The 9,064-nt window shown below is 60.6% G+C and carries 7 protein-coding genes and 2 pseudogenes; 3 read left to right on the forward strand and 6 right to left on the reverse strand.

Translation table 11 applies throughout. From position 1 onward, the window contains the following. Positions 1–85: 85 nt before the first annotated feature. The 4 genes from nadC to CGZ66_RS28100 form a co-directional block, all read right to left on the reverse strand. Positions 86–940, reverse strand: coding sequence for a carboxylating nicotinate-nucleotide diphosphorylase (gene nadC, locus CGZ66_RS28085; protein WP_095090073.1), 855 nt, complete (start codon positions 938–940; stop codon positions 86–88). Further along, positions 937–2,481 carry an L-aspartate oxidase gene (locus CGZ66_RS28090; RefSeq protein ID WP_095090074.1) on the reverse strand — a complete coding sequence of 515 codons (1,545 nt, stop codon included), beginning with the start codon at positions 2,479–2,481 and terminating at the stop codon, positions 937–939. The genes nadC and CGZ66_RS28090 overlap by 4 nt, the downstream gene beginning before the upstream one ends. Continuing rightward, positions 2,478–3,452 carry a quinolinate synthase NadA gene (nadA, locus tag CGZ66_RS28095; RefSeq protein ID WP_095090076.1) on the reverse strand — a complete coding sequence of 325 codons (975 nt, stop codon included), beginning with the start codon at positions 3,450–3,452 and terminating at the stop codon, positions 2,478–2,480. The genes CGZ66_RS28090 and nadA overlap by 4 nt, the downstream gene beginning before the upstream one ends. A gap of 64 nt (positions 3,453–3,516) precedes the next feature. After that, positions 3,517–4,479, reverse strand: a complete 963-nt coding sequence (locus CGZ66_RS28100) for an NUDIX hydrolase (RefSeq protein ID WP_095090077.1) — start codon at positions 4,477–4,479, stop codon at positions 3,517–3,519. Between the two features lie 181 nt (positions 4,480–4,660). On the opposite strand from CGZ66_RS28100, the pseudogene panB reads away from it, so the two are divergent. The 3 genes and pseudogenes from panB to CGZ66_RS28115 all read left to right on the forward strand — a co-directional run bounded on the left by panB (position 4,661) and on the right by CGZ66_RS28115 (position 7,592). Further along, positions 4,661–5,493, forward strand: a pseudogene (panB, locus tag CGZ66_RS28105) (3-methyl-2-oxobutanoate hydroxymethyltransferase). After that, positions 5,490–5,978 (forward strand): annotated as a pseudogene (locus CGZ66_RS28110) (4-phosphopantoate--beta-alanine ligase); the annotation flags it as partial. The pseudogenes panB and CGZ66_RS28110, both read left to right, overlap by 4 nt. Before the next feature lie 639 nt (positions 5,979–6,617). Beyond that, positions 6,618–7,592: a hypothetical protein gene (locus CGZ66_RS28115; RefSeq protein WP_095090096.1), complete on the forward strand. Its 975-nt coding sequence runs from the start codon at positions 6,618–6,620 to the stop codon at positions 7,590–7,592. A 705-nt stretch (positions 7,593–8,297) separates the two neighbouring features. On the opposite strand, the gene CGZ66_RS40955 is transcribed toward CGZ66_RS28115, so the two are convergent. Both CGZ66_RS40955 and CGZ66_RS40420 read right to left on the reverse strand, forming a co-directional pair. After that, complete coding sequence (locus tag CGZ66_RS40955) at positions 8,298–8,549, reverse strand: DUF6074 family protein (RefSeq protein WP_095090078.1); 252 nt, start codon at positions 8,547–8,549, stop codon at positions 8,298–8,300. Positions 8,550–8,757: 208 nt separating this feature from the next. Next, positions 8,758–9,064, reverse strand: a 307-nt coding sequence (locus CGZ66_RS40420) for a hypothetical protein (protein ID WP_206073787.1), incomplete at its 5' end; no start/stop codon positions are given.

Below are 9,064 nucleotides of genomic sequence, written 5' to 3' on the forward strand. Positions count from 1 at the left end.
TTCCTAGTCTACGCTTGCGCTATCTTCGTCTTACGAGTCCTGGGGTTCGAATGCCCGATTGACCCATATGTTTGCTCGTGGGTCGTCAGGGCGCCCGACAGGCAAGGCCGATATCGAGGATCGGCGCGCTGTGAGTCAACCAGCCGATAGAAATCAGGTCGACACCGGTGGCCGCGATGGCCGGCGCTGACGCGGCGGTGATCCTGCCGGACGCCTCGGTGATCGCCCGGCCGGCGACCATCAGCACTGCCTCTCGCAATTGGTCAACCGACATGTTGTCAAGCAGAACGGCGTCGGGGGCGAGCGTCAAGGCCTCTTCCAACTGGGTCAGCGTATCGACCTCGACTTCGATCTTGACGAGATGACCTGCACTTGCTCGCGCGCGCTTGATGGCCGCACGGATCCCGCCGGCGATGGCGATGTGGTTGTCCTTGATCAGGAGCGCATCGTCGAGGCCAAAGCGGTGATTGGCGCCGCCACCGGCGCGCACGGCATATTTTTCGACGGCCCGTAAACCGGGCGTCGTCTTGCGCGTGCAGACGATCTTCGCGCCGTGCCCGCGGACCGCCGCGACGACGGATGCCGTCGCCGTGGCGACGCCGCTCAAATGACAGAGAAAATTCAGCGCCGTCCGTTCCGCTGTGAGTATGGCCCGGGCCGGACCGCTCACCGATGCGATGACCTGGCCTTCCACGACACCACTGCCGTCTGGCCGCTCCACCGAGATTTCAACATCGGGGCTGATCAGGCGGAAGGCGAGCATGGCTAGATCGAGCCCCGCGACAATCCCGCGCTGACGCCCCACAAGCACGGTCCTTGTATAGTGGTAGGGTGTCACAATGGCGTCCGTGGATACGTCACCGGCCCTGCCGAGGTCTTCGAGCAGAGCAGTCCGTACCAGAGGCTCGAGCATGATTGGGGGCAGCGGCGAGAGGTTCATTGCCCGGTCTCTTCAAGCGTAGACGAAGATGCGAGTTCCTCAGCTGTCGCTAAGGCTTCATCGAGCGTGAGCCTGGAGCGGCGGGCGGCAACCGCACAATCTGGACAGTCGGTCCGGTAGTGAGCGCCGCGGCTTTCTTCTCGCAGCAAGGCGGCAACCGCGATCATCAGTCCCGCTATCGCAGGATCGGACGCTGCATCTTGGCGTTTGGCCAGCGGAAGCAATGTGCTCACGGCCTCGCGCAAGACCTCGCCATCTCGTTTCACGCCAAGGCTGCGTGACAGGAGAGGGCGCAACGAGAGTGGATCGGGAGCCGGAATTTCCCGTGCCGTCGAGCGTGTTCTGATGCCGATCGGAGATCCCGCTACGCTTTCGGCGACCCAGCGCGCGCATACGATCGCCTCGGTCAGCGAGTTGCTGGCAAGCCGATTGGCGCCATGCAGTCCAGTGGAGGCGACTTCGCCGCACGCCCATAGTCCGGCAACCGAGGTACGTCCATCCCGATCCACAGCGACGCCGCCCATGTGATAGTGCTGGGCCGGCCGTATCGGGATGAGGTCGCGCACGGGATCGATGCCCGCGCCCCGGCAGGCTGATGCGATTGTCGGAAATTGCCGCGCAAATGTCGGGCCGGGCTTTTCTCGTCCATCGAGAAAGACGCGGTGGCCGTTCGAAAGATGCGTCCAGATGGCGCGCGCCACCACATCGCGCGGCGCGAGTTCCGCGCCCGGCAAGCTGTCGAGGAAGCGTCGGCCTGTCTCGTCGACAATCATCGCGCCTTCACCGCGAACCGCTTCACTGATCAGCGTCATCGGGCGCGCCGGCCCATCAAGCGCGGTCGGGTGGAACTGGATGAATTCCAGGTCGGCAACCACAGCACCGGCGCGCGCCGCAAGCGCCAGGCCCTGTCCGCAACTGCCCAAAGGGTTGGTGCTGTCGAGGAACAGTCCGCCAATCCCACCCGTGGCGAGGACGACCCGTCCCGTACCGAAGAACACAGGACTCATCGAACAGCTTGCCCAGACACCTCGGACCGTATTGTCCTCCACCGCCAGCCGCCGCGCCTCTGCACCCTCGACGACCACGATCGACGAAGTAGAACGCACAGCTTCGACCAGCACACGCATGATTTCCTGTCCGCTGCCATCGCCGCCGGCATGAACGATGCGCCGGCGGACGTGCGCGGCCTCCAATCCCAGGCGCAGGGCTCCTTCAGGCGTCCGATCGAAGCGAACCCCAAGGGTCGCCAGGGTCTCGATCGCGTTAGGAGCCGCATGAAGGATGCGGGTTGCGATTTCTGCGTCGCACAGGCCATCGCCGGCGGCGAGCGTGTCGGCGACATGCAGCGCAGGATCGTCGTCCACGCCAAGGCTGGCAGCCAGCCCGCCCTGTGCCCATGCGCTTGATGCCTCAGATCCAAGCGGCGTCCTGGACAGAATAAGCACCGGTTCCGGCGCCAGATGAAGCGCAGTCAAAAGCCCGGCAATACCGGCGCCTATGATAATCGGGCGGCCAAGGAAACTGCGGACCTCCTCGCTCATACGGCGAGCATCCGCTCTACCGCTAGCCGTGCTCGTGCTGCAATGTCGGGTTCAATCATCACCTCATGCCGGTTCTGCTCGAGCGCAGAGCGGATGTTGGCGAGCGTGATGCGCTTCATGTGCGGGCATAGATTGCAGGGCCGGATGAATTCGATCTCGGGATGCTGGACCGCGACATTGTCGCTCATCGAGCATTCCGTCATCAGCACGACGCGTGGCGGCTTTTGCCTTTCGACATAGTCGGACATGGCGGCTGTCGAGCCAGAAAAATCGGCTTCGGCTACAACGTCGGGCGGGCATTCGGGATGCGCGAGCACCATCACGCCGGGATGGCTTTCGCGCAACTGACGGATGTCGGCTGGCGTGAAGCGCTCGTGCACTTCGCAATGACCCTTCCAGGCGGTGATCTGCACCTTTGTCTGAGCTGCGATGTTCTGGGCCAGATATTCGTCCGGCAGCATGATCACCTTGGGAACCCCGAGGGACTCGACGACGGCCTTTGCGTTGCCGGACGTGCAGCAGATATCGGACTCTGCTTTCACGTCAGCCGAGGTGTTGACATAGGTGACAACCGGCACACCCGGATAGCGCTGCCGCAGCAGGCGAATGTCCTCGGCGGTGATCGAGTCGGCCAGTGAACAGCCTGCTCGCAAATCGGGAATGAGTACCGTCTTTTGCGGATTGAGCAGCTTCGCCGTTTCAGCCATGAAATGCACGCCGGCAAGCACGATGACGTCGGCTTCGGTCGACATTGCCTTACGGGCAAGCGCCAGACTGTCGCCGACGATGTCGGCCACACAGTGGAAGATCTCCGGCGTCTGATAATTATGCGCCAGGATGACGGCGTTGCGCTCCCGCTTCAGCGCCAGAATTGCCTCGATGTCGTCCGAAAAGCTCGGCCATTCGATCGGAGGAATAACGCGCCGAACGCGGTCGTACAGGGATGCGGCCGAAGGCAGGATGGTGCTCATCGAGCCTCCAATTATAATCTACATGATTATAAGACCTTTATATTCGTTATGACTATAAGCAATGTCAAGCCCGCGCGAGCGGCAATTTTGTCCCAGCCCCAGGCCTCTCGTCGATAATGGCGTGGCGGAAGCGGTAGAGTTGCGCCGGCCGGCCGCCGGTTTCGGCGGTCGCCTCGCCGGTCTTCTCAACCAGATCCTGCTGCTCTATAAGCCGGCGAAAGTTCGGCTTGTTAATGAGCCTGCCTGAGAGCGCCTCCACGGTTCGCTGCAACTGCAGAAGTGTGAAGAGCGGCGGCATCAGTTCGAACACGACGGGTCGGTATTTGATCTTTGAGCGCAGCCGCGCAATAGCCGTTGCCAGGATGCGGCGGTGATCGGCGACCATGGATGTGCCCGGCACGGGAGTGGGCGCGGCTGAATCCCCGCTGCGGGTCGCTTCCTCCACCAGCGCTGCCTCGTAGAGAAGCTCATAGCGCTGCAATACGAGCTCTTCGTTCCATGCTCGGTCGTCGAAGCCGAAGGTGATCGCCGCGCGCCGCCGACGATCGAGCCGCACGGCGGTATCGTCAGCGCTGTCCGCCCATTCTCTTAATAGCGGTCGCAGTTTTTCCAGCACAACCGCCGGCGTGCCGGAGCGATGATCCTCCCACGGAAAATAGTCGTACCATCTTGCCCAGCAGCGCCTGGCTGAGGCAGCCGCATCTTCGTCTCGCGTCAGTGCGAGGTAGCTGATCGAGATTATACGCTCCTCAGCGCCGACCCGATCGCGATCGGCGAAGGTGTAAAGCTGTTCGATATAGCCCAGCGGCTGGCCGGTCTGTTGTTCCACCCATCCTCTGAGACCCGACTGCAGGGAACGGTGATCCTGCTCGAACGGACCCGACGGCAGTGCGTTTGCCTGCCCTATGGTGAGAACGTAAGGGTCGCTGTTTTTCACGGCGACGACCACGGCGATAAGGTCCGCTTTGACGGCATTGGCCCTGCCTGCAGCTCTGCCTTTCCCGGTTACCTTTGCCTGGTGCTCCATGATCCCTGAACTGGTTGGCAGAGCCCTGCCAAGAAGGCGGCTGAACCGATTTAAATTGGTTTTCTACGATAACTGTCCGCGCGTCAACATCGCGCACCGTCGCGATTTTGCTCTTCGCACGTGCACAAAAATATGCCAAACGCGACACTCGCGGTTGGTAACGCAAGGGAAGGAGCCCTCGTTGATTGCGGTTGCTAACACCAAGGCGATCACCTCGCCGGATATTCGTTCGCGAAAGGCTGGCACGCCGCTCGTCTGCCTTACCGCCTACACGACCCCGGTTGCCCGGCTAGTGGATTCCCATTGCGATGTCGTGCTGGTCGGCGACAGCGTCGGTATGGTTCTCCACGGGTTGCCGACCACGCTTGGGGTTACGCTCGACATGATGATCATGCATGGCCAAGCTGTGCGCCGCGGCCTTGAGCGGGCGCTGATGGTCGTGGATATGCCATTTGGCTCCTATGAGGAAAGCCGGGACCAGGCCTTTCGCAATGCCGCGCGCGTCATGGCCGAGACCGGTTGCTCAGCCGTCAAGCTCGAGGGCGGCGAGACAATGGCCGAGACAATCCGCTTCCTCGCCTGTCGCGGCATCCCGGTGATGGCCCATGTGGGCTGACCCCGCAGGCGGTCAACGCGTTCGGCGGATATCTTGTCCAGGGCAGGGGCGAGAATGGCGAGCGCATCCGGCGCGACGCCCACGCAGTGGCCGAGGCGGGAGCATTCGCATTCGTGCTCGAAAAGGTGCCCGAGGCGCTCGCCAGCCGGATCACAGCGGAAATCGCAATTCCAACGATTGGAATCGGCGCCTCGGCCGCCTGCGACGGGCAGATCTTGGTGATCGACGACATGTTGAGCATGTTCACCGGTTTTCGCCCGAAATTCGTCAAGCGCTACGGCGAACTTGCTTCAGCGGCAGAAGCTGCCATTGCCAGATACGCGGCTGATGTTCGGGAAGGGCCCTTTCCGGCGGCCGAACATGTTTACGACCAGGCGAAGGACGGAGATGTGGCATGAACGTGCCGGTTGTCCATACCATTGCCGAACTTCGCTCCATCGCCACGGGATGGCGCCGTTCTGGCGCCACCATCGCAGTGGTGCCGACCATGGGGGCGTTGCACGAAGGGCATCTGAGCCTCGTGCGTGCGGCGCTTCACAGGGCCGATCGGGTTGTCGTGACGCTCTTCGTCAATCCGAAGCAGTTCAACAGTGCTGCCGACCTTGCCGCCTATTCCCGGACGGAAAAGGAAGATGCTGCAAAGCTCGCGTCTCTGGGCGCGCATCTGCTCTATGTGCCGGGCGTAGCGGAGATGTATCCGGCAGGCTTTACCACGACCGTTTCAGTCTCCCGCATCGGCGAAGGCCTGTGCGGCGCGTTCCGGCCAGGTCATTTCGATGGGGTGGCGACTGTCGTTGCCAAGCTCTTCCTGCAGACCGGCGCTGATGTCGCCATTTTCGGCGAAAAAGATTTCCAGCAGCTTCAGCTTGTCAGGCGGAAAGTCGAAGCCGGCTGCGGTGGATGCCATTGCCTCACGCAGATCGACGGCATCAACACTTTCGCACCGCCAGCGCCTGCGCGGCCGCGACTCCGTGGGCCGTTAACGCAAGTATCTGGATGACGCTCACCTCTCCATTGCCATCGGTTCCGTGCAACGTTTGCGGATCGTCCGCCTCACTAGTCGTGCCAAAGGACTAGAGCTTTCAGTTACAACGTGGTGAGCCACCCCATCTATGTCTGGTCTCCGACCTGCGTCGTAAACCCGACACTGTCGTCCTCGCTAGGCATGAAGCGCCGCTACCAATGGTTGTCGCGTGGACATTTATTGTCAGATGGGCTGTCGTTTCGGTTAGAGACCGGCAAATTCTCTGGGTCAGGCGGCGGAGAAGGGGACGCGGTTAGATAGAATATTGCATGGCACGTGGTTTGCGTGCCGCTGGGGTTTCCCTCCGCGGCCGTTTGCCTGATAGCTGGCTTATTCGAAACGCCACGATCTGAATGCAGCTAATACGGCGCGAGGTTTTTGTGCATTGCACAAGAACCTGACGCGTGGTCAGCGTCCTTTCGGTGCGGGAATCGGGGTTTGGATAATAATGACGAAGCGGTGAGAACCTCGCTTCGTTGAAAGTGCATGAGGATCCTGATGACCTGTACAAGCCCTGACAAATCCAGCCCTGCAAGCCTTGAGGCCGTCGCGCGAAACGGCAGCATGCTGCATCGCATTGCCGTGCGCATTCCGACTTATTTGTCGGATATTCGCGAGAACCCTGCATGGCTGCCAATGTTCGTACTCGCCCGCACCATGCCGGCGCGCAGAATGCACTGGCGTGGTGCAAAGCCTGTTCAAGAGTCACAGAAAGCCCTGGACACGATGTTCATGGGTGTCAATCGACAGGATGTCGTCAACGCGCTGCGGTCGCAGGGGCTCTTTTCCGGGCTCGTCCTGCCGCCATTTATCCACCAGGAGATCGCCGCCTTCGCCCGGTGTACGCCTTGCTTTGGCAATTTCGATCGCCGTCTCGAATTCATGCCGATGGAGCATGCGGAAGCTGAGGCCCGGCTCGGCCGTCCGTTGCTCAGCGGCCACTATTTCGAGCGCATTCTCGGTTGTAAGGCCGCACTCGCCATACAGAGCGATCCGCTGCTCATGGATGTCGCTGCGCACTATCTCGGAGGCCAGGCGAAACTGATTACCACGCGCGTCTGGTGGAGCTTCCCCACCGAACAGGCCTCCGACGCCGACAAGAACCTCGCTTCGCTCGGCAAATACCACTTCGATGTCGATGACTGGCGGATGCTGAAGTTCTTCTTCTATCTGGTGCCAGTCGACGAAGGCACCGGCCCGCACGTCTATGTCCGCGGCAGCCATAACCGCCGGACCTTCAAGCACCAGCTGACGCTTCTCGTCGACCATCCGGCCCAAGAGGTTCTGGACGTCTACGGCCAGCAGAGCCCCATTACACTGACCGGCGAAGCCGGTCTCGGTTTCGTCGAGGATCCGTTCGGCTTCCATATGGGCACTGTGCCGGCGCGTAGGCCACGCTTGATGATGGAAGTCGGTTTCGGCGTGTCCCCGCCCTCGCGGCGACGCTTCCATGGCGAGCCGGTCATTCGCTGATTTCGAAAATTCCCGAAACAACCTTCCCAACTGAGATAAGGGCAATGGCGCCATCTCCGGATGATTGGCCCAAAGCGTTTTGTGCAGGTCGGTTTCGAGCTGTCGCCAGAGGCGCCGCCTGGCGACAGGCAAACGCCTCTCGATCGCGTGTGCGAATCGGTTGCCGTGCCGCGCTTTCGGCAACACGGCCCAATAGGCCTCCCGCAGTTGTCAGATCGACATGGCTCGAGTGCTTTACTTCGAGCGTGCGTTTGGTCAGCCTGGTCCGTTACGGAAGCAATCTTTCATCTCAGCGGAAAACTTCGCATCATGGGAATTGACAGCGGCGCAGCACGGCGCCGCGCATCCGAGGGCGCTACTGCGAGGAAATCGCGTTAGATCCTCGCTGCTCGCCTGGACGAACTCAATGGACACGGGATGAAGAGGTTTGCCGATTTGCTTGTAAAGCCGGTTAGGGGATTATGCTCCAGAACACCCTTCTCCTAGCCCTTGCTATTCATCCAGGCCGCAACCGTCGGACGGATGTATCCGGCGAGATCCACAATGGCCCGCATAGAGTTCTGTTATTCGCCCCGACTGTCGATGCGTTCAAATTCCGATCTCCAACGAGTTTGAAGCATCGATCGTTCCTATAGGGGCGGCCTCTTCCATGCTCTCACCACGTCTATCCAAAGGGGGGTGGCGACCGATGACTCTGTTGGCGTTCTAATGGGCAAACTTCGCAGCATTCCGGGTCGCTATATCGCCTATGACGGCATGAAGAAGCGTTCGAACCTCTTGTTCGGCGAGCCTGGGTGCAATTCCCGATTCGGACAGTTGAACGAGAATTGTCGTGACGGTGCTGCGCCAGAACGCATTCGCATCCTTCCCGTTTTTGGATTCCAAGACCCGGGCGATCCCTTCGACCAATTTCCGCCGACGATGCAGCGGGAACACGCTTATGTTTGAATCACACATCGATCACCTCACCCCTTCAGTTTGGCGAATAAGAATTGGCGCGTTGAAAAATTTGGTTAACAGCGCTTTCTTTTATGGGGGCCCTGCAATAAATTGACCAGGGCTTGGTTGGGTGTCCCCGCGATGGATGCGGCGGCTTTCGCGAGTTCGACTTCCGTCCAGGAAGTCCATCAGTGATGATGAGCAGCAGGGAATAGGACAGGAAGCGCTATCGGCGAGCAGGCTCTTGGACTTGATCAGAACCCAGGTGAACCGCCATATTCCATCCTGGCTGCCGCGGTAAGCTGGGCCAGTCGGTGGACGAGGCCGATCCGGCCGAAATCGAGCCGTTCAATTTAATTTGTTGGGAGCGCCGGTCGGGAGGAAATCTCCCAATTGTATCACGCGTCCCTGTTTTGTTGGAGAAGTCTATGAAGGTGCCGCTCATTGCCGAAAACGTCGGCAATCTGAGCTGCGCGATGATCTCGAACTCACGATCAATTTCGGCGGCGGTTTGCCGACCTTCAGACTTCAAT

Origin of the sequence: Mesorhizobium sophorae, assembly GCF_002270415.1 — a bacterium.
Classification (GTDB): domain Bacteria; phylum Pseudomonadota; class Alphaproteobacteria; order Rhizobiales; family Rhizobiaceae; genus Mesorhizobium; species Mesorhizobium sophorae.

Bases quoted from the DNA above. Each gene is read 5' to 3' on its own strand.
- CGZ66_RS28090 (WP_095090074.1), bottom strand. From the start codon at position 2,481: ATGAGCGAGGAGGTCCGCAGTTTCCTTGGCCGCCCGATTATCATAGGC.
- nadA (WP_095090076.1), bottom strand. From the start codon at position 3,452: ATGAGCACCATCCTGCCTTCGGCCGCATCCCTGTACGACCGCGTTCGG.
- CGZ66_RS28100 (WP_095090077.1), bottom strand. From the start codon at position 4,479: ATGGAGCACCAGGCAAAGGTAACCGGGAAAGGCAGAGCTGCAGGCAGG.
- nadC (WP_095090073.1), bottom strand. From the start codon at position 940: ATGAACCTCTCGCCGCTGCCCCCAATCATGCTCGAGCCTCTGGTACGG.
- CGZ66_RS40955 (WP_095090078.1), bottom strand. From the start codon at position 8,549: ATGTGTGATTCAAACATAAGCGTGTTCCCGCTGCATCGTCGGCGGAAA.
- CGZ66_RS28115 (WP_095090096.1), top strand. From the start codon at position 6,618: ATGACCTGTACAAGCCCTGACAAATCCAGCCCTGCAAGCCTTGAGGCC.